General features: G+C 76.9%; 12 protein-coding genes. 2 read left to right on the top strand and 10 right to left on the bottom strand.

All coding sequences use genetic code 11. The features are described 5' to 3' along the window. Positions 1–8: 8 nt before the first annotated feature. Positions 9–596 carry an RNA 2',3'-cyclic phosphodiesterase gene (gene thpR, locus WME75_RS27115; RefSeq protein ID WP_437476770.1) on the bottom strand — a complete coding sequence of 196 codons (588 nt, stop codon included), beginning with the start codon at positions 594–596 and terminating at the stop codon, positions 9–11. 17 nt (positions 597–613) lie between these two features. Next, positions 614–2,518, bottom strand: coding sequence for a M2 family metallopeptidase (locus tag WME75_RS27120; protein WP_437494932.1), 1,905 nt, complete (start codon positions 2,516–2,518; stop codon positions 614–616). A 338-nt stretch (positions 2,519–2,856) separates the two neighbouring features. Between WME75_RS27120 and WME75_RS27125 the strand changes: the two genes are divergently transcribed. Beyond that, the gene (locus WME75_RS27125; RefSeq protein ID WP_437476773.1) at positions 2,857–3,117 is read left to right on the top strand and encodes a hypothetical protein; all 261 of its coding nucleotides are present in this window, start codon (positions 2,857–2,859) and stop codon (positions 3,115–3,117) included. Continuing rightward, a complete protein-coding gene (locus WME75_RS27130; RefSeq protein WP_437476776.1) occupies positions 3,110–4,150 on the top strand; it encodes a phosphatase domain-containing protein in 1,041 nt (346 codons plus the stop codon). The genes WME75_RS27125 and WME75_RS27130 overlap by 8 nt, the downstream gene beginning before the upstream one ends. A gap of 67 nt (positions 4,151–4,217) precedes the next feature. Here WME75_RS27130 and WME75_RS27135 read toward each other — a convergent pair whose 3' ends face one another. From WME75_RS27135 to WME75_RS27170, 8 genes are all read right to left on the bottom strand, one after another. Next, on the bottom strand, positions 4,218–5,051 hold the full coding sequence (locus tag WME75_RS27135) for a glutathione S-transferase family protein (protein WP_437476778.1): 834 nt from the start codon (positions 5,049–5,051) through the stop codon (positions 4,218–4,220). A 41-nt stretch (positions 5,052–5,092) separates the two neighbouring features. Beyond that, positions 5,093–6,562 carry an alpha-amylase family glycosyl hydrolase gene (locus WME75_RS27140; protein ID WP_437476781.1) on the bottom strand — a complete coding sequence of 490 codons (1,470 nt, stop codon included), beginning with the start codon at positions 6,560–6,562 and terminating at the stop codon, positions 5,093–5,095. 264 nt (positions 6,563–6,826) lie between these two features. Then, the gene (locus WME75_RS27145; protein ID WP_437476784.1) at positions 6,827–7,765 is read right to left on the bottom strand and encodes an MYXO-CTERM sorting domain-containing protein; all 939 of its coding nucleotides are present in this window, start codon (positions 7,763–7,765) and stop codon (positions 6,827–6,829) included. A 164-nt stretch (positions 7,766–7,929) separates the two neighbouring features. Then, positions 7,930–8,535 (bottom strand): hypothetical protein, encoded by a 606-nt coding sequence (locus tag WME75_RS27150; protein WP_437476785.1) that lies wholly within the window; start codon positions 8,533–8,535, stop codon positions 7,930–7,932. Between the two features lie 57 nt (positions 8,536–8,592). Then, on the bottom strand, positions 8,593–11,898 hold the full coding sequence (locus WME75_RS27155) for a hypothetical protein (protein WP_437476788.1): 3,306 nt from the start codon (positions 11,896–11,898) through the stop codon (positions 8,593–8,595). A gap of 47 nt (positions 11,899–11,945) precedes the next feature. Beyond that, positions 11,946–12,074, bottom strand: coding sequence for a hypothetical protein (locus WME75_RS27160; protein ID WP_437476790.1), 129 nt, complete (start codon positions 12,072–12,074; stop codon positions 11,946–11,948). Between the two features lie 175 nt (positions 12,075–12,249). Continuing rightward, entirely contained in the window at positions 12,250–15,429 is a 3,180-nt protein-coding gene (locus WME75_RS27165) for a hypothetical protein (protein WP_437476793.1), read from the bottom strand. After that, positions 15,426–18,653, bottom strand: a complete 3,228-nt coding sequence (locus tag WME75_RS27170; RefSeq protein WP_437476796.1) for a hypothetical protein — start codon at positions 18,651–18,653, stop codon at positions 15,426–15,428. Before WME75_RS27170 ends, WME75_RS27165 begins: the two co-directional genes overlap by 4 nt. Between the last annotated feature and the right edge of the window lie 170 nt (positions 18,654–18,823).

Genomic DNA, 18,823 nt, shown 5'->3' on the forward strand with positions numbered 1-18,823 from the left:
GGCGAAGCTCAGCGCCCCTGCTCCGGGGCGCCGATCCCCTCCAGCGGCACGCGCGCGAGCGCCGTGTAGCGCGCGCCCTTCGGGGTCATCTCGCTCTGGTAGACGATGATCTCCTCGATCCGCGTCTCGCCGAAGTCGACGTTGCCGACCGCCTGAGCGCACGAGTCGAGCGCCGGATCGCCGCGCGGATCGCGCGACCGGGCGAGGGTGAGGTGCGGCGCGAACGGCCGGTCCTCCGGCACGTAGCCCGTCGACATCGAGAGCGTCTGCTCCAGGTCGCGGTGGATCGCGGTGAGGGCGGCGACCGCGCCGCCCACGCCGAGCCAGAGCACGCGCGGGCGGCGCCGCGTGCCGAACGCCCCGCCCTTCTCGATACTCAGCCTCAGCGGCCTGTGGAAGGCGGCGACGCTCCCGGCCGCCGCGATGACGAGCGGCAAGCGCTCCTCTCCGATCTCGCCCATGAAGGCGAGCGTGATATGCAACCCGGCAGGCTCCACCCACTTGGCGGACGGAGCCCGGGGCGAGATCTCCCGCAGGAGATCTCCGACCTTGGCGAGGAGCTCAGCTCCTGGATCAACAGCGACGAAGACACGCACAGCTCACCTACGCTCGATTACCACCCACAGACTTCACCCTTGTTCTGCTCCTTGAGCCACCTCCTCAGCGGCTCGAAGTACTCAAGCATCGCGCTCGGATCGGCCCCGGTCTCGCCCGTCATCGCCTGCATCGCCTCCTGCCACGGGCGGCTCGCGCCGAGCGACAGCATGGCGCGCAGCTTCTCGCCAGCGGCCTCGCTGCCGTGGATCGAGCACGCATGGAGCGGCCCCGTGTGCCCGGCCGCCTTGCAGAGCGCCCGGTGGAACTGGAACTGATAGATGTGCGCGAGAAAATACCGCGTGTACGGGACGTTCGCCGGGACGTGGAACTTCGCCCCCGGGTCGAAGTCGGCCTCGCTGCGCGGCACGGGCGGCGCGACGCCCTGGTACTTGAGCCGGAGCGCCCACCACGCCTTGTTGTAGTCGGCCGGCTTCGTCCTGCCCGAGAAGACGTCCCACCGCCACTGGTCGATGAGCTTGCCGAACGGCAGGAACGCGATCTTGTCGAGCGCCTTCTTGAAGAGGAAGTTGATGAGCCCCTTGTCGTCCGCGGGCACCCTGTCGATGAGCCCAAGCGTCTTCAGGTAGCTCGGCGTCACGGAGAGGGCGAGCGTGTCCCCGATCCCCTCGTGGAAGCCGTCGTTGGCGCCCGACTGGAACAGGATCGGGAGCTTGTAATACTGATGGTTGTAATAGACGTGCCCGAGCTCGTGGTGGATCGTGATGAGATCCTCCTCGGTCGGCTCGATGCACATCTTGATGCGGAGATCGTCCCGGTCGCCCACGTCCCAGGCGCTCGCGTGACAGACGACCTCGCGATCGACGGGCTTCTTGAGCAGCGACCGCTCCCAGAACGTCGCCGGCAGCGGGTCGAAGCCGAGCGAGGTGAAGAACCGCTCGCCGAGCGAGACCATCTGCTTCTCGTCGAGCTTCTTCGCCTTGATCTTGCGCGTCACGTCGAGCGAGGGCTGGCCCTTGTACGGCTCCATGAGCGCGTAGACGTTCGACCACTCCTGCGCCCACATGTTGCCGAGCACGTGCGCCGGGATCGGGGCCTTGTCGCCGATCCTGTCCTTCCCGTGGGTCGCGCGCAGCCTGGCGCGCACGTAGCAATGCAGCTCGTCATAGAGCGGCTTCAGCTTGCCCCAGAGCCGCTCGGTCTCGGCCTCGAACGCCTCGGGGGGCATGTCGTACCCGGCCCGCCAGAGCGCGCCGACGTCCGAAAAGCCGACCTCCGCGGCCCCCTTGTTGCCGAGGGCGACGTAGCGCTCGAACTTCGGGCGGAGCGGCGGGGCGATCGCGTGCCAGCCCGCCCACGCATCGAGCAGCTCGTCCCACTTGCGGCTGGTCTTCAGGACGTTGGAGAGCTCGTCGAGCGCGAGGCACTTCGGCGCCGCCGCGCCCGCCGGCGCGGCGCGTCCCGGCTTGCCCTCCGGGCAGTACTTGCCCTTGCCGTAGAGGCTCGTCATCTCGACCGAGAGCGCGGCCAGCTCCGCGCGCTCGGCCGGGTCGCTCGGCGCCGGCAGGGTGGTCGAGATCTTGAGGAGCGTCAGCTGGCGGGCGAGCTCCGCGGGCAGCGCGAGACCATCGAAGCGCCTCGCCGCCTTCATCGCGCGGTTGAGGTACTCCATGCTCGCCTCCTCGGCGGAGGCGGAGAGCGCGTCGGTGTCGTCCGTGATGAAGGTCTGGTTGACCCACGCCGCGCGCGCGGCCTGGAGCCGCAGCCTGCGCAGCTCCCGGTCGACGCCGGCCAGGAAGGCCTGCGCCTCGGCCACGCTGGGAGGCGCCTCCTGCGGGGGAGCCGCCTGAGGCCGGGGGGCCGCGGGCGCCGCCAGGGGCGCGGGCGCCTCTCCGCCGGGGAGCGCCGGCGCCGGAGACGCGGCGCCGCTGCAGGCCGACCCGAGCCCGAGCGCGACGAGCATCAGGGGGCGCAGGATCGCCGTCCGGGCGGGGGAGTAGCGGACCACGGGCCCTTCATACACGCCGGACCGTGCCGAGGGAACCAGGAGCGACGTGCGATCGTCGCGGCTCGGCCCCGCCGCTCCTGCCCCGCTCCCCGGGGGTGGCCGGATTTGAACAGGAAGGCGGGAAGGCGGGAGGAAAAGCTCAATGATCTTCCTGCCTTCCCGCCTTCATGGGATTCACTGCGGGGTAGGTCAGGCCACCACCGGCTCACCGCTCCCGCCGCGACCAGGACGAACCGGGCTTGCCGTGACGGCTGCCAAGCGGCCGTGAAGTACCGTTACAATGCGGACCCACCATGAGGAATGCTCTCGCGCCCAGGCCCACGCTCCCGGCGGTCCGCAGCCTCGCCGCCACCGCCCCGCCCGGCGCCTCGCTCGCCCGAGGACGCAGCGCGCAACCAACGCGCGACGGCCCGGAGCAGCGCCCTGCCGCGTCGGTCCGCGAAGAGACGACAGGGGACGGGGCGAGCTGCGACCTCCAGGGCCGATGCGGGCAGACCCCCTACCGCGAGGCGCAGGCCACGACCCTGTGCGCGCCAGGCGGCGGCCATGAGTGAGCTCGAACATTTCTCCTTCGTCATCCCCGGCGAGCTCGCCGGCATGGCGTACCCCCACGCGCCGCGGGCGGTCGAGGAGCTCGCGGAGCTCGGCTTCCGCAGCATCGTGTCGCTCTCGCGGCGGGCGCCGCCGCCGCACGCGCTCGGCTCGCTCGTCCACCTGCACTGCCCGCTCGCAGACTTCACGCGCATCCCGAGCGTGGACCTCCTGCGCGCCGTGGCGTTCCTCGACCGGGCGCCGCGGCCGATCGTCGTGCACGGAGAGGGCGGCATCGGACGCACCGGGGTGGTGCTCGCGTGCCGCCTCGTGTCGCTGGGCCGGTCGCCGGCCGAGGCCATCCACGAGGTGCGACGCGCGCGGCCGGGCTCGATCGACGACCCCGAGCTCGAGGCCTCCGTCGCGGAGTTCGAGCTCTTCTACCGGAGCGAGCGCGAGCAGTCGACGCCGGTCCCCTTCAACTTCGCGTCCGCGTCGCCGCTCGACAGGGTCGTGCACGGCGCGGAGCGCCCCGGCTTCGGGATGGCGCTGTGGTCGGCCTCCGGGATCCGCTCGTCCGTGGCCCCGACGCCGGGCGCCGCGCAGCAGCCCGATCCGAGCGACGGCCCCGTCGAGGCGTGGCTCGGCTTCATGGCGCGGCACGGCATGCGCGAGGTGCTGTGCCTGCTCGACGAGGGAGAGCTGGCGCTCCACCGGGTCCCGCTCGTCAGCCGCTACCAGCGCGAGTTCCTCCGGGTGACGCACGTGCCGCTCGAGGGGGGCGCGATCCCCTCGCCCGACGCGCTGGAGCAGGCGCTCGTCGCGCTCCGGCGCGCGGAGGCCGGCGGCGCGCCGATCGTTGTGCACTGCGCCTCCGGCGCGGGCCGCGCGGGCATCGTGCTGGCGGCGTGGCTGCGCGCCCGGCACGGCCTCGCCCCCGAGGCGGCGATCGGGGCGGTCCGGGATCACGCGCGGCACTTCGGGGCGCACCGCGAGCCGCTGAAGGCAGGGCCGGCGGTGCGGGACCTGCTCGCGAGCGTGCCGGCGCGCGGGTGAGCGCGGCGGCGGCGCGCGGGTGAGCGCGGCGGCGGCGCGCGGGTGAGCGCGGCGGCGGCGCCGTGCGTCACCCGCCGGCGTGGAGCCCGGCCTTCCGGTGCCGCTGCTCGCGGTACAGGCGCTGGACGAACACGCCGGCCGGCTCGTCGCGGAGCGACTCGGCGAGGTCGCGGAGGCCGGACGGCAGCGCGCCGGGCAGCGGGAGGGGCACCGGGTGGCGCTCGGGCACGAGCAGCGGCGCGGCGAGCGCGGCGAACGCGAGATCGGCGGCCGAGAACCGGTCGCCGACGAGGAACGGGCGCCCGTCGCGCAGGCGCTCGTTCACCGCGTCGAAGACCGCGCGGATCTTGCCCCGCGAGCGCTCGGCGCCGACAGCGTCGATGCGCATCGCGCGCCTCATGACCGCGCGCGCGACAGGGAAGTAGGCGCGAAAGGCGCCGCGCCCGAGCCAGAAACGCGGCGCCGCGCCGGCGCCCTCGAGCGAGCGGAACGACCCGCTCATCAAGGCGAACGCGGCCTCCTCGTCGGGCAGGAGGTGGAAATACACGACGCGGCGGACGGCGGGGCCGAGCTCGCGGTCGAAGCGCTCCTCGAGCGCCTCGACCTCGGCGCGGCGCGCGTCGGGCTCGCCGAGGAAGAGCGCGTGCTCCGACGGGACGAACGCGTCGGCGTAGCGCAGGATGTCGGTCGAGTCGCCGAGCGCCCCCGCCCGCGTGACGAGCACCGGCACGGAGCGGCGCCCGCCCGCGCGCAGCGACGGGAGCGCGTGGGCGAGCGGGAGGTAGGCGTCCTCCCGGTACGGCACGCCGGCGCGGTCGAGCGCCCACCGCGCCTTCTCGCAGTAGTGGCTGAAAGGGATGGTGATGAGGCGGAAAGGCGCGGCGGCGCCGGCATCCGACATGAGGACCTCCGAGCTCGGACCGACCCGGGCGCGCCGGCCGCTCAGCGCCGGATCTCGAAGAGGTGGATGCCGTACGCGGGGAGCTCGACGCCGAGGCCGCGCGACAGATCGACGAGCTCGTCGCCGTCGCGCGGGTGCTCGTTGCCGGTCATGAGATCGACGAGCAGGACCTTGCGGCCCGCGATGCCGGCGAGGTCGAGCGGGATGCGGCACCCGCTGCGCGACGGGGCGAAGTTGACCACCGCCACGAGCGGCGCCGCGCTGCGGGGCGCGCCGCAGGCCGGGAGCGGCTCCCACCGGTAGGCGACGAACGCGTCGGCGCCCGGGCCGCGCGGGGTGAGCGTGGCGAAGCTCCCGGTGCGCAGGATGGGACGACGCACCGCGGCGAGGAGCCGCTCGTGGAAGGCGAGGCACGCCTGATCGACCGGCTCCTCGGGGGCGCGGGCGAGGTGCAGCGAGGCGCGCACCGTGCGCCCCTCGAGCTGGCCGTGGTGGATGAACCGCATGCCGGGCACCGTCGCGGCGATGAACTCCGCGGCCCGGCGCCGGTCCGGCGGGAGCACGGCCGCGATGCGCGGCTCGTCGTGGTGCTCGATGAAGCGGACGCTCCGCCGCTGGTAGTCCGGCGTGGCCGCGAGGTGGCCGCGGACCGAGGACGCGGAGGCGTGGCTCAGCCGATCGTAAAGGCTCTTGTCGAAGGTGTAGTCGAACCCGAGCATCTGCAGCCGCCACTCGAGATCCCAGAACGCCTCGGCGATGAAGACGAAGCTCGGGTGGTCGCGGCGGACGGCGTCGATGGCCTCCGCCCAGAACTCGCCGGTGGCCTCGGCCTTTCGCGCTGCGGGCGGCCGCTTGGCCCACGTGTGCCGGAAGATGTCGTCGATCACCAGCATGGCCATGTCGCAGCGGACGCCGTCGCAGCGCGACGCGACGCTGCGGAGCGCCTCGGTGGAGGCGGCGCGCGTCGCCGCGAGGCGGTAGTCGAGCTGGGCGGTGTCAGGCCACGGCGGGATGTAGGGGTCACGCCCGCTGAGCGGAGCGCCGTCGTCGCCGACGATGAAGCACTCGGGCTTCTCCTTGACCCAGTGGTGGTCGCGCGCGACGTGGTTGGGGACGAAGTCAAGGAGGATCCCGATGCCGCGCGCCGCGAGGCGCCGGCGCAGATCCGCGAGCGCGGCGTCGCCGCCGAACGCGGGGCTCACCTCGTACCGCGCGACGGCGAACGGGGAGCCGGCCACGTCGGCCTCGGTCCAGTCCGGCAGCACGCGATCGTACTCGGCGCGCAGGTCGGGGTGCGTGAGCGAGAGGCGCGGGCCCTCCTGGCCGAGCGTCCAGACGCCCATCAGGTACACGTAGTCGACGCCGAGCGCGGCGAGCCGGTCGAGCGCCGCGTCGGGCACGCTGGCGAGCGTCACCCTGGCCTTGGCGGCGCGCGAGAGCTCATGGAGCCAGACGCGCACGAAGACCGCGTACAGCAGGGGGTGCTGGTGGGCAGGGACTAGGGAGCTCATCGATTGGATTGGCGACGGCGGGCCCGCGAGGGAGTCGCGGGCAGTCGGCGTCGGCAGAGGGATTGTCTGCGGGCTCGGGTGGTCCCTGCAAGGGAGATCACGAGGTGCGGGCGCCGCGGGCCGAGGCCACGCGCGCCGTCCAGCGCAGAGGCTGTCTCGCAGAGATCCGTCCGCCCGGGCTGCGGGCGCGGGCGATCGGCGCGCGCTGCGACAGATCGCGGCGTGCGCCCGGCCGCGGCGTGCGCCCGGCCGCGGCGTGCGACGCTAGCCGCGGCGCGCGCGGCGCCTTCGCGCGATCGCGGCCGCCGCGCCCAGGGCGACGAGCGGCAAGGCGAGGGGCGTCGCGGCCTCCTCGGGCGAGAGCCGGCAGCCGCAGCCGCCCTGCTTCGGCGAGACCGGGGGCGGCGCCTCGTCGGGCGGGAGCTCGGCGTCGGAGGGCGCCTCCGCCTCCGCGGGGTCGGACGCGGGCTCGGCGTCGGACGCGGGCTCCTTCTCGGCCTCGTCGCTCTTCTCGGTCTCGGCGCCGGCCGCCTTGTCGTCCTTCTTCTTCTTCTTCTCGCCGGTGAAGACGATCGCGCGGCGATCCATGATCTCGTTGTCGCCCTTCAGGGTGATCTTCTGCTTCTGCCCCATCTGCACGCCGTCGCTCGCGCGCTTGATCACGAGCTCGTACTCGCCGGCCTCGAAGCCGCGATCGCGCCGGAGGACGAAGTCGAACTTGGTGATCTTGAAGACCTTGCCGCTGCCGTCGGAGAAGCCGACGTCCATGCTCTCGTTGATCGACTGCTGGTTCTGGAGCGGGATGCGGTTCAGGATCGGCTTCTCGGGCGACTGGTCGGTGAGCGCTCGCTCGTAGTGCATCGTCGGCGTGAACGAGAACAGCATCGGGATGTGCGAGAGGTGCGGCGTCCCTCCGTAGTTGATCGTCATCTTGAGCTTCCAGCGGCCGCCGTCCTCCTGGGGCGCGCGATCGGCGATGGTGACGGTGCCCGCCGCGTGCGCCGCGGTCGCGGGCAACCACGCCCCGATCAGGGCGAGCGCGGCCGCGACGACGCGCGCGAGCAGGAGCCCGCGGCCGCCTCCGGCGAGGCGGCGCGCCGCTCCGGAGCGGGCGTGGGCGGGGCGGGCGTGAGAACGCTCGGCGCGCTGACGTCGCGCGCCGGGCTGAGAGAGGTGACCGGTTCGAGGTCGGGCGGTTCGCATGCGCAGCACGCTACCAGGGATTTCTTGGAAACGAGGCGCGGACGAGAGGGCCAGCGGCGCGGACTAAGGAGGCCGGCGGCGCGGACGAGGGGCCGGCGGCGCGGGCACTCCGCGGCCGCGGGTGCGGTCCGCTGGCGCGCCCGGCGTCCGCCGGGAGCGCGGGCTCAGTCCGGGAACCAGAGCAGCTCGTCGGAGGTGGGCTTGTAACAGGCCTGGCGGCCCGCCTCCTCGTTGTCGGTGCAGCTCGCGTTGTCGAGGCAGTCGATGATCTCGTAGCGGCCGGCGCCGTTGTAGATCGAGGTGAACATCGCGCGCTGGGCCGTCTCGAGCTTGCTGAACGCGGCCTTGCAGTCGGCGACGGGGATCTTCTCGCAGCGGGCCATGCGCGCGCAGCGGGAGTCGATGACGGGCTTCGCCGTCGGCTCGTCCGGGTTGATCTTGACGGCCACCTCGTCGTTGCACTCGAGGATGATCTGGCTCCGGTCAGGCGAGCTCTCGGTGGAGGCCTCCATCCGCCGCGAGAAGCAGCTCGTCATCGCACGGAGATAGGTGGGCGAGGAGGTCGGGTAGGCGGCCTTGCACGCGTTGAGGTGCTCCCAGGACGCGCCGGCGCGCTGGAGCTTGGCGAGCGCGGCGCACCACTCGGCCTGGGCGGCGATGACGCCGTCGCGATCGGGAAAGCTCGTAGGCCGCTCGGAGCAAGCGGTCAGCGGGCCGAGCATCGACGCGGCCACTGCCATCGGCAAGGCCAAAGATCGAAGGGCGGGCATGGGCCGACCCTAGCACGGTGGTCCGCCGGGGCGGAGTTTCCGGGGACGCGCCGCGCGTCAGGGCCGGTCCGGCAGGAGCTCGCAGCGGAGCCGCGCGCCGCCGCCGCGGAGGGCCGCGGCCCCGCCGGGGCCGAACACCGCGCCGAGGTCCTGCGCGCCCCGGGCAGCGGCGCGGATCTCGATCGCCTCGACGCACAGCGCGCCGCCGCCGCCGGCGAGCAGCGCGGCTCCGGGGGCGTCCTCCTCGAGCAGCGGGGTCCCGCTCCTCGACGCCACCCGGAGCGTGACGGGCAGCTCGGCGATGAACCGGTGGGACGGCCGAGCGCCGCCGCAGTCGCCGGCGCCGATCTCGGCGAGCGACGCGAGGGATCCGAGCGGCTCGAGGGGGCCGACCTGACCCCGGGCGACGTCGAGCGGCCCGGCGACCACCTCCCCCGAGGCGACGGAGTAGCCGACGAGCACAAGGCCGGGGGCGTCGAGCCGCCGGCCGAGGGTGAGCCGGGCGCCCGCGACATCGGGGACAGGCGCGAGCCCGGCGACCGGGAGGGTGGCCCGCCGCGTGACGAGGAGGAGGGTCCGCTTGCCGGCGTCGAAGGCGAGCAGGTCGCCGCCCGGCAGCTCGGCCGCGGCGGCGATCGTGCCGGCGTGGTCGAACGGCAGCAGCGCCGGGGGCGCGCCGCCCGCGCGCACGCGGAGGCCGCGCCGCCCCTGCGGCCCGCTGGCGTCGAAGAGCAGCAGCAGATCCACGGGCGCTCCGGCGCCGGGCGCGAGCAACACGGGGAAGGCGGCGCCGGACGCCGCGGCGAGCGAGCGGTCGCGGAGGGACAGGCGGCGCGGGGCGGCGGCGGTCGCGAACGGCTGGAGCACGCTGGCGGTGAAGACGCCGTCGCGGAGCGTGCCCAGGGGGGAGAACGGGGCGGTCCACAGCGAGACGGCCGGGGGCGCGCCGCCGAAGAGCCGGGCCGCCGCGGGGGCGCCCGGCGCTGCGAGCGCGATGCGGGAGGCGCGGCCCGGAACGGGACGAGCCGGGGGGGGCGCCACCGGGAGGGCGGCAGGGGGCGGGAAGGACGGAGGGTCGCCGTCGAGACGGCAGGAGACGAGCGGCGGAGGGGCGGTCCGGGGCGCGGGGCCCGCCGCGGGGGCGTAGGGCGGCGGCGCGCTGCGCGGCGGCGGCGGAGGGCTGCCCCAGCCGAGGCGGACGAGGCCGTGATCGCCCATCGCGCAGCCGATCGGAGAGCAGGCGAAGGGGGTGCCCTCGTCGAACGGAGGCTCGATCTGGCGAGCGGGAGGGCCCTCGACGGGGCGCCACGAGCGGCCGCCGTCGGTCGACTCGAAGTAGGCCGGCGGGTCGTCGCCGGTGGCGGCGAGCGCGAACCGGCCGCCGGCGACGACGTGCGCGACGGCGGCCGGGAGGGGATAGACGGCGATGCCGCCGCGCGGGTCGATGCGCACGCCGGCGATGCGGCCGCCGCGGCGGCGCGAGAGGAGGCGCGCGGCGGGTCCGGGCGCGCCTTCCCCGGGCAGCGCCGCGCGGTCCGGCGAGGCGCCGCCGGCCGCGTCGGGTAGGTGGAGCCAGCCGCGCACGGCGCCGTCGTCGTCCTCCCAGAAGTCGGTGTCGACGAGGCGCGGCGAGGCGGGGTCGGCAAGCGCCGGGAAGACGCCGCCGGCGAGCGCCGGGTCGCGCTCGCGCACGCGGATCACGCGGACGCCCTCGGACGGGCTCGCGGGAAGAGGCTCGCGGTCGCGCGAGACGGGAGGCGACGTGCGCGGCGCTTCCTCCCCGGCGGTCCGCGGTCGCGGCGCTTCCCCCTCGGCGGGCGGCGGGCGCCGCGCTCCCGCCTCGGCGGTCGGCGTTCCCGGCCCCCTCGGCGCCTCCAGCACGAGCGCGGTCACGGTCCCACGCTCACCGGCGATCCAGCGGTAGAGGCGGGCGGCCTCCTCGCCCTCGAGCCGGCGCTCGACCCAGCGGCCGCCGCCGGTGCGCACGCACACGCGCGCGACGTGGTCCTCGGCGGGCTCGCCGCTGCCGGACGAGCCGCGCGCCATCGCGGAGGGCGGCTCGTCCGGCGGCGGCAGCGCAGAAGGCCAGGGCGACCGCTCGCCGTCCGGCGAGCCGGCGCCCTCCGGGCTCTCCTGGAAGTCGTGGACCCCCGGAGGCGCGCTGCCGCACCGGCCAGAGAAGGCAAGGCGGCCTCGATCGTCGCCGACGAACACCCCCCGCGAGGGCGCGATCGGATCGGGGTCGCGGCCGCGGGGCGGGAACGTGGCCTCCAGCCGGGGCGCGGCGAGCGTCGTCACGAGCCGGAGCACCTGGGCGGCCTCGTGCGCGCACGCGAGCAGGACGTCCTCGCCTGCCCGGAACGGCTGGCAGCGCGCATAGCGCGGGTCCAGGCCCTCGATCGCCGCGTCGGCGAGGGGCCGGGCCGTCGCCGCGGCGAGCACGGCGAGGCCGCCGTTGCGGGCGACGAGCAGCCTGCCGCCGGGGAGGAGGGCGCCGGTGGCCGCGGCCAGCGCGAGCGCCTCCGGGGCGAGCGCGCGGCCCGAGGAGGCCTCGAGCGGCGGGTCCTGCGCCAGCGGGAGGTGGAGCGACGGGCTCGGGCCGTCGCGCGGCGGAGCGGGCACGGCAGGCACGAGGCCGGCGGCGGTCACGCGGAGCGCAGGGCCGCCGGAGGGGCCGAGCAGCGCGAGCTCCCCGCCCCCCTCCTCGAGGAGCGTCGTGGCGAGCCCGTGGGTCTCGAGCACGTCGATCCAGGTGGCGCCCCCGTCGAGCGTGACCGAGGCGCGGCCGAGCAGGTCGAGGCGCGCCGCGCGCCGCGCGTCGACGGCCACCGCGTCGACCACGCCCGCGGCGCCGAAGCGGCGAAGGGCGAGCGTGGACGGGTCGATCTCGAGGAGCCCCCGATCGCTGCGCACGAGGATCGCGTCGAGGTACGGCCGGGCGCCGCCGGGGGCGCCGACGTCGGCGATGGGCGCGAGCGCGCCGAGGAAGTCGCCGGCGCGGTAGACGCGGCCCTCGGACCACAGGACGAACCCACCCCCGAGCCGCGACGGGATCGACCGGAACCCGCGGAGCAGCTCGGACGCGGGCGCGGCGGCGAGCACGACGCCGCCCTCGAGGAGCACGCGGATCCCTTCGTGGAGCGCCGGTTGCCGGCCGGGCGCGGGCGAGCCTTCGCCGGACGCGGCGGCCGCATCGAAGAGGACCCCGACGCCCTCGGTGAGCACGTAACGCGCCGGAGCGAGCGGCGGCGCGTCGGAGAGCGCGGAGGCCGGGGGGCCGGCCGGCCGCGGGGCGCGCTCCGGGGCGGCGCTGCAGGCAGCGGCGAGGGCGAGCCCGAGCAGGACGCCTGCGCGGGAGGGCATCGCGGCGGCAGCGACGGCGGCGCGGCGCAGGAGCGAGCGCCGCGGCGTCAGCAGAGCGCGCCGGCGGCGAGCTTCGCGCCCCGGACGCCGCCGATCCGCCGGGCGAGGGCCGCGCGCTCGACGCGCTCCCGTGCGGGCCGGGGGGACATCGCTCTGGGCTCGCTCTGCCGTTCCATGTTCAGCGCCTCCCGCGGGGCTCAGGCGGCGCACTGTAAACGATCCGAGCGAACGCCGCAGCGTGCTCCTGGCCGGACCTCCCGGGCGCAGCGAGCGCGGCCTGGACCCGCGTGAGGCGGCTCGCTCCGCCGCCGCGCGCCAAGGCCGAGCGGAGCGCGAGCACGCCCGATCGCCTCAGCGCCCCCGCACGACCGCCTTGCATTGCACCGGCTGCCGCACCTCCTGGCCGTGCTGGACGAGCACGAGCGTGCCTCCACCAGCGCCCTGCGCCGGCTCGCCCCGCCGCGCGGGCGCGGGGCTCGGCCCGCCGCGCGCGACGAGCGAGGCCGCGGGCGGCGGCCCCGCGAAGCGCGCGACGAGCTTCCTCACGACGCCGGGCGGCTCGTAGAAGCCGAGGTCGACCTCGTAGCGCTCGTCCCGCACGGTGAGCTCCACGGCGTCGAGGCACGCGCGATCGCGCGACCACCGGATCACCGCGACGCCGGCCGTCCCGGCCTCGGTGATCCCCGGCAGCGCGCCGGGCGCGAGGCCGATCTCCGTATCGAACGGCAGGACCACGCGCGCCTCCCCGCGGCGCGGCGCGCACGACGGCTCGCTGCCCGCGATGAGCTCGCCGAGCGGCGCGAGCGCCTCCTCGGGGCCCAGCTCGCCGAGCTCGGGCTCGACAGGCGAGAGCACCGCGCCGCCGTCGCCGGCGACCGCCACGGCGACCGGCGCGCCCGCGCGCACGCCCGCGCCGAAGGCGAAGCGCGCCTGCTGCGCCGCCGCCCGCGCCGAGCGCTGCCGGTGGAGCTCCCGGAGCGCCGGCGGCGGCCCGCTGCCCCCGGGTCGCGCGCTCGCCGGCGCCCCGCGCGCGGACCCCGCCTCCCCGCGCAGATCGACGGCGCTCACCGCGAGGCCGTCGTACCCGGGGCTGAGGAACACCGCGCGATCGCCGAGATCGACGCCGACCGAGAGCTGGGGGACGCAGCCGCCGATCGGCCGCGTCACGCGCGCGGCGTCCAGCAGGCCGGCGAGGCACGTCTCCTTCGGGCCGCCCGCGACGGGGGCCACGCGGCCGTCGCGATCGATCACGAGCCCGACCTGCGCCTCGTAGGGCCGGTACGCGAGCTGGGGCAGCCCGGCGCTCGCGAGCGGCACGGTCGCGCGGCGGATCTCGGCGCGCACATCGAGCGGGGCGATCCAGGCGAGCTCCGCGTCGGCGAAGGCCGCCGGCTGCGCGCCGCCGAACGACGGGAGCGTCAGCACGCCGAGGGTGCCGAGCCGCAGCGGGCTCGTCGAGCGCAGGGGCGGCGTGGCCACGGCGCCGAAGCCGTACGACTCCGGCACGCGCGCGGCGGCGATCGGCCCTGCGAAGCTGCAGGCGAGCCGCGCGATGGGCGGCGGGACCGGCGGCCGCGCCGACCCGTCGCGCTCGCGCCGCGGACGCCCGGCGGACCGCTCCGCCGCGGCCGCATCGGGCAGCGACGCCCCGGGCGCCCCGCCGCCGCCGCTCGCGGCCGACGCCCACCCGAGCCGGAGGAACGGGCCGAGGCGGCACCCCACCGCGGAGCAGCCCGCGAGCCCCGCCGCCGCGCTGCCCGGCGGCGGCGCGACGGGCGCCCACCGCCTCCCGCGATCGATCGTCTCGAAGAGCCTGCCGTCCTCCGTCTCGACGAGCGCGAACGGGCCCGACGCCTCGATCGAGCTCGCGCGCGCCGGCAGCGAGAGGCGGCGCAGCCGGCCGGCGGCGTCGATCGCGATCGGCGCGAGGCCGGCCGCGCCTTGCACGGGGAGCCAGCCCTCGATGGCGCCGCCCGCGAGCACGGACAGCGCGCGCGAGAGCAGCTCCGGCCGCCCGTCGCCGTACGCCGGCAGGACGAGCGGCGGCTCGCTGCGCGCGATCCGCACGACGCGGAGCGCGCCGCGCACCTCGACGCGCTCGCCGTCCGGCAGGAACGCGCCCGGTCGCGCGACGAGGGCGACCGCGCCCCCGCCGCCGCGCGGGATCCACGCGAGCACGTCGGTCGCGTCCGCCGGATCGAGGCGGTGCTCGACCCAGACGAGAGGCCCGCTCCGCACGCAGAACACCGCGCTCCGCGGCGCCGGGTCGCCGGCGAACGCCGCGCGCGAGATCGCGCGGAGGTCGAGCCGCGGCTTCGGCAGCCCCTCGCACGGCCCGAGGTAGCCGAGCGCCTCGCCGTCCACGCCGACGAAGCGGCCGGCCTCCCGCTCCGGCTCGGGCCGGAGCTCGAACGCGCGCTCGATCCGGAGCGCGCGCGGCGCGCGCGCATCGCTGGCGACGTCCACGACGCTCGCGCGATCCGGGCCGGCGCAGACGGCGAGCAGCGCGTCGCTCGCGCGAAACGGCGCGCACTGGCCGCTGCCGGGCGGCAACGGCGCGACGGACGAGGCGCGACCGGTCGCGAGATCGATGCGGCCGATGGAGCCATCCGCGGCGATCACCGCCCCGCCGTCGGCGAGCGGCAGGCCCGAGGCCACGGCGTCCGCGAGCTGATCGAAGGGGGCGCCGGGGAGCCACCCGGCGTCGACGCCGGCCGGCGGCCGCGCGCGCGGGGCGCGGGGCTCGCCGATGCGGCCGCTCGGATCGACGGCGCGCTCGAGGCCGCCGAGGAGCGAGACGACGATCTCCTCGCCGCGGACATCGAGCGCGATCGCACCGCCGAGCTCCGCGGTGACGTCGCGGTAGGAAGCGCCCGCGTCCAGCGTGAGGAGCGCGCGCCCGAAGACGGTCAGGCCGAGCGCGCGGCGCTCGCCGGCGGCCGCGGCCGCGACGATGGACGGCAGGCCGAGCGGCCGCAGCGCGCCGCTCGCGCCCTGGACGACGAAGCTCCCGACCGACGTGATCAGGCCGATGCCGTCCAGCCACGGGAACACGCCGGCGACGCTGCCCGGCAAGGTCGCGCGCTCGCGGAGCTCCCCGGCAAACGTGGTCGCCGTGGTGATCTCGCCGCCGCTCCAGAACACGTAGCGCGGCCCGGCCGGCGCGCTGGCCTGAGCCCAGACGGGGAACGCTGCGCCGCCGGCGAGCCCCAGGCCGTCGGCGCCGAGCGGCTCGATCCGCTCGAGGCCGTGCAGCTCGACGCGCTGGCCGTTGACGACCGCCCTGCCGACCTCCTCGCCGCCGATGACCACGCGCTCGACGAGGCCCTGCGCCGGCGGCGCGACGTACCGGGCAGGGCCGAGCATGACGACGGAGGACGCGCCGCGAGGCGGCTCGGGTGCGCCGGGCGGCGCGGGCGCCGGCTCGGCCGCCCCGCAGGCCGCGAGCGCCGGCGCGGCGACGAGCGATAGCCGGCCGAGCGCGCGGGAGAGCGCGCCCGAGGAGCGCGGGTCGGCGGCCCCGCGCCTCACTCGTCGCCCGACCGGGCGCCCGCAGCGCACGTCAGGCGCTGCATCGTCGACGCGGTCCGCAACACACCTTCTCCGCCTCCCTCCCCGCTCCCCTGCCCGCGCGGCGCCGTCCACCGCGCGATCAGCGCCGCGCCCGCCGCCGCCTCGCCGCGCCGCCGCGAGTCGGCGACCGCGAGGTGCAGCGCTTCGAGACAGACGCGCTCGCGCCCCCAGCGCACCTGCGCGATGCCCTGGTTCCCGGGGGCGATCGCGGGCAACGCCCTCCGATCGAGGCGCAGCGCGCTCTCCGGATCGAGCGCCACGAGCGCGCGCCACGCGCCCCGCATGGCGCGACAGCGCGCGTCGCTCGCGGCGGTCAGCGTCGACCACGGCGCGAGCGGGACCACCTCGCCCGCCGTCGCGGCCGTGCGGTCGAGCACCGCGGCCCCTGCGGTCTCGGGGGCCGGGCCGTCGAGCACCAGCACGCCGGTCTCGCCGTCGTCGCGCCGGGCCAGCGCCATCGGCCGGCCCCGCAGCTCCTCGCGGTCGAGCCCCACGATGCGCGCGGGCTGCCGGGGCTCCGGCGTGTGCTCCTCGATGGCCGCGCGGCGCCGGTGCTCGCCGAGCACGAGGGCGCGGCCCGGGCCGAGCAGCAGACCGGGGGCCTGCCCCGCGGAGGCGTCCGCCGGGCTCCGGCGCGGCTCGAACGCCGGGAGCGCCCGCGCGCCCCCGGGGCCGAGCAGCAGCTCGCCCACCTCGGCGAGGACGAGCAGCGCCGTCTCGCCGCCCGCGGCGAGCACCGGCACCGAGGTGGCCCGCTGCGCGCCGCGCCTGCCGCTCAGCGCGAGCTCGGTCGCGTTCAGCCGCAGCACCTCGCCGCGCAGGTCGAACGGAAGGCGAAACAGCGCGCTGTGCGTCCGCAGCGCCGCGGCCTTCGGGCCGCCCTTCCCCGGCGCCGCGTCCTCGGGCGGCGGCGCCCCCTCGGGCGGCGGCGCCTCCTCGGGCGGCGGCGTGGCGCGCTCGGACGCCGGCGCGTCAGCGACGATCTCCAGCGTCTCGCCGTACGGCGTCGACACGGTCCATCGCTCCGCGCCGGCCGCGGGCGCGGCGCGCGGGAGCGGCGCCGGCAGGCCGACCGGCGCGCACGACAGCACCGGCAGCCCTGCCGTCGTCTCCTGCGGCCGGCCGCCTCCGCTCGGGCAAGCCGCAGCGCCTGCGCCTGCGCCCGCCCCGCTCGCCTCCGCGAGCCCGCAGCCCGGGCCCGGCGCGGGGGCGACGTCCGGCGACAGCTCGCCCGCGCCCCAGCCGAGCCGCACCACCACGCCGGCCAGCGCGCAGCCGAGCGCGGAGCACGCGCCCTGGAACGACGACGGTGGCACCGGCGAACGCCCCGCGGCGCGCCACGTCCGGCCGTGATCGAGCGTCTCGTGGAGCTCCGCGCCGCGCGTGACGAGCACGCCGTGATCGCCGGTCACCACCATCCCCGCCGGATCCTGCGGCAAGGCGTGCGTCTCGATCGCCCCGTCCGCCGCGATCGAGACGCCCAGGCTCGCTTGCCTGACGGGATCGGGCCACTCGACCGACGACAGCCACCCGTCGACCCCGCCGTCCTCGCGCGCACGGAAGCGCCGGTCGACGAGCACCCGCGCCCCGTCCCGCGGAGGCGGCGTCCAGTACCAGCCGGGGAGATGCCCGCGCAGCTGCACGACCCGCACGCCCCCCTCGTCGCGGCCCAGCGGCGCGCCGACCGGCGCCGGCAGCGCGTCGCGCTCGCCCTGCAGCAGCGCGACAGCGCTCCCGTCCCGGCGCGGCGCCCAGCCGACCAGCGCCTCCGCCTCGCCGATCTCGACGGCGTGCTCCACCCACGCGCCCGCGCCGCGGCGCACGCAGATCCTCGGCGAAACCACGACCGCTCCGTAACGGCGATCGCGCTCCTCGTCGCTCACGAGCCGCGGAGACGCCGAGCAGCCGCCGACGTAGCCGAGCGCGCCGCCGTCGTCGGCCACGAAGAACCCCTCGTCGCTGAAGGCGCGCTCCACCCGCGGCGCCTCGCCGCGCTCCGAGCGCAGGACGTAGCTGCCGTAGCCCTCGAAGTCGTCCCACGCGCACAGGAAGAGCAGCCCGTCCTCCGCGCGCATCGGCGCGCAGTCCAGCCCGTCCGGAAACCAGCCGGCGAGCCGCTCGCGCGTCGCCCCCGTGCGCGCGTCGATCCGCGCGACCCCGCCCTCGAACACCCCGAGCGCCGTCCCGTCCGGCAGGAGCGCGCCGGCGGAGACGGCCGCCTCGAGGAGCGCGAGCGGCGCGCGCTCCTCGAGGGCCAGCCCCCCGCGCTCGCCGGCCCGGGGGTCCGCGAAGAGCAGCTGGAACGAGCCGCCCGGCGACATCGCGCGGAGATCGCCGTCGGGGCGCCCGAGCGACCCGTCCGGCAGCACGGCCACGCGCCCGAGCGTCGTGCCGAGCCAGAGCGCGTCCGGCGCGACGACGAGGCCGCGCGAGGCGAGGCCGATCCGCCGGCCGACATCGCTCCATGTCCTGCCGCCGTCCACGGTCGTCGCCGCGCGGCCGAAGACGTCGAGGCGCGCCGCGCGCGCCGCGTCCAGCGCGGCGAGATCGTGGATCGCCGGCGAATCGAGCGCTCGGCCGCGATCCTCGCCCGGCAGGAGCGCCCGCGGCCCCTGCTCCGTGAAGATCACGACGCCGTGCAGGCCGTTCCGGGCGCCCCGCACGGCGCGGGCGCCGCCGCCGATCGCCACCTCTGCGAGCGGCCCCGTGAAGCCGCGCGACCGGAACGCCCTGCGCCGGGTCCAGTGCAGGAAGCCCCCGCCGAGGTGGGGCGCGACCGCGAGCGACCCGACGACGGGATCGCCGGACGCCCACAGATCGGGCTCCCACGCCGCCGCGACGACACGCCCGCCCCCGCCGAGCTCGAGCCGCGCGCCGGCCGCGACGACGCGGTCCACGACGGCCGCGTCCGGTCCGCCGTGGGTCACGCGGAACACGCCGTCCGCGAGCCCCTGGAACGCGAGCCCCTGGACATAGCGAGCCCCCGCCGGCGCCGCGCCTGCCGCGCCCGATCCGCCCCACGCGCCCGGCGCCCCCGACACGCCCGACACACGCGCATCCTGCGCAGACCGAGCGGCCCCCGCAGCGCCGCGCGCAGGGGCCGGCTCGGGCGCGAGCGCGCAGGCGGCCGCGAGGAGCGCCGTGAGCAGACCGAGCGAGCGCGCCAGCATCGGGGAAGACACGACGGTATCCGCTGTGCCGCCCCCGTCCAGAGCCGATCTGCCTCCCCCAGCCGACAGCCGCGCTCTCCCCCTCGCGCCCCGTCGTAAGCTGCGGCCCGCGGCGCCCTGCGCCCGCCCGGAGAGCCGTGCCCACCCCTCAGCGACCTCGAAGGCCCACCCGCGAAGAGCTC

It is taken from the genome of Sorangium sp. So ce1014 (genome assembly GCF_051521505.1).
In the GTDB taxonomy this organism is placed as follows: Bacteria; Myxococcota_A; Polyangia; order Polyangiales; family Polyangiaceae; genus Sorangium.

Bases quoted from the DNA above. Each gene is read 5' to 3' on its own strand.
- WME75_RS27120 (WP_437494932.1), bottom strand. From the start codon at position 2,518: ATGCTCGTCGCGCTCGGGCTCGGGTCGGCCTGCAGCGGCGCCGCGTCT.
- WME75_RS27125 (WP_437476773.1), top strand. From the start codon at position 2,857: ATGAGGAATGCTCTCGCGCCCAGGCCCACGCTCCCGGCGGTCCGCAGC.
- WME75_RS27130 (WP_437476776.1), top strand. From the start codon at position 3,110: ATGAGTGAGCTCGAACATTTCTCCTTCGTCATCCCCGGCGAGCTCGCC.
- WME75_RS27135 (WP_437476778.1), bottom strand. From the start codon at position 5,051: ATGTCGGATGCCGGCGCCGCCGCGCCTTTCCGCCTCATCACCATCCCT.
- WME75_RS27140 (WP_437476781.1), bottom strand. From the start codon at position 6,562: ATGAGCTCCCTAGTCCCTGCCCACCAGCACCCCCTGCTGTACGCGGTC.
- WME75_RS27145 (WP_437476784.1), bottom strand. From the start codon at position 7,765: ATGCGAACCGCCCGACCTCGAACCGGTCACCTCTCTCAGCCCGGCGCG.
- WME75_RS27150 (WP_437476785.1), bottom strand. From the start codon at position 8,535: ATGCCCGCCCTTCGATCTTTGGCCTTGCCGATGGCAGTGGCCGCGTCG.
- WME75_RS27155 (WP_437476788.1), bottom strand. From the start codon at position 11,898: ATGCCCTCCCGCGCAGGCGTCCTGCTCGGGCTCGCCCTCGCCGCTGCC.
- WME75_RS27160 (WP_437476790.1), bottom strand. From the start codon at position 12,074: ATGGAACGGCAGAGCGAGCCCAGAGCGATGTCCCCCCGGCCCGCACGG.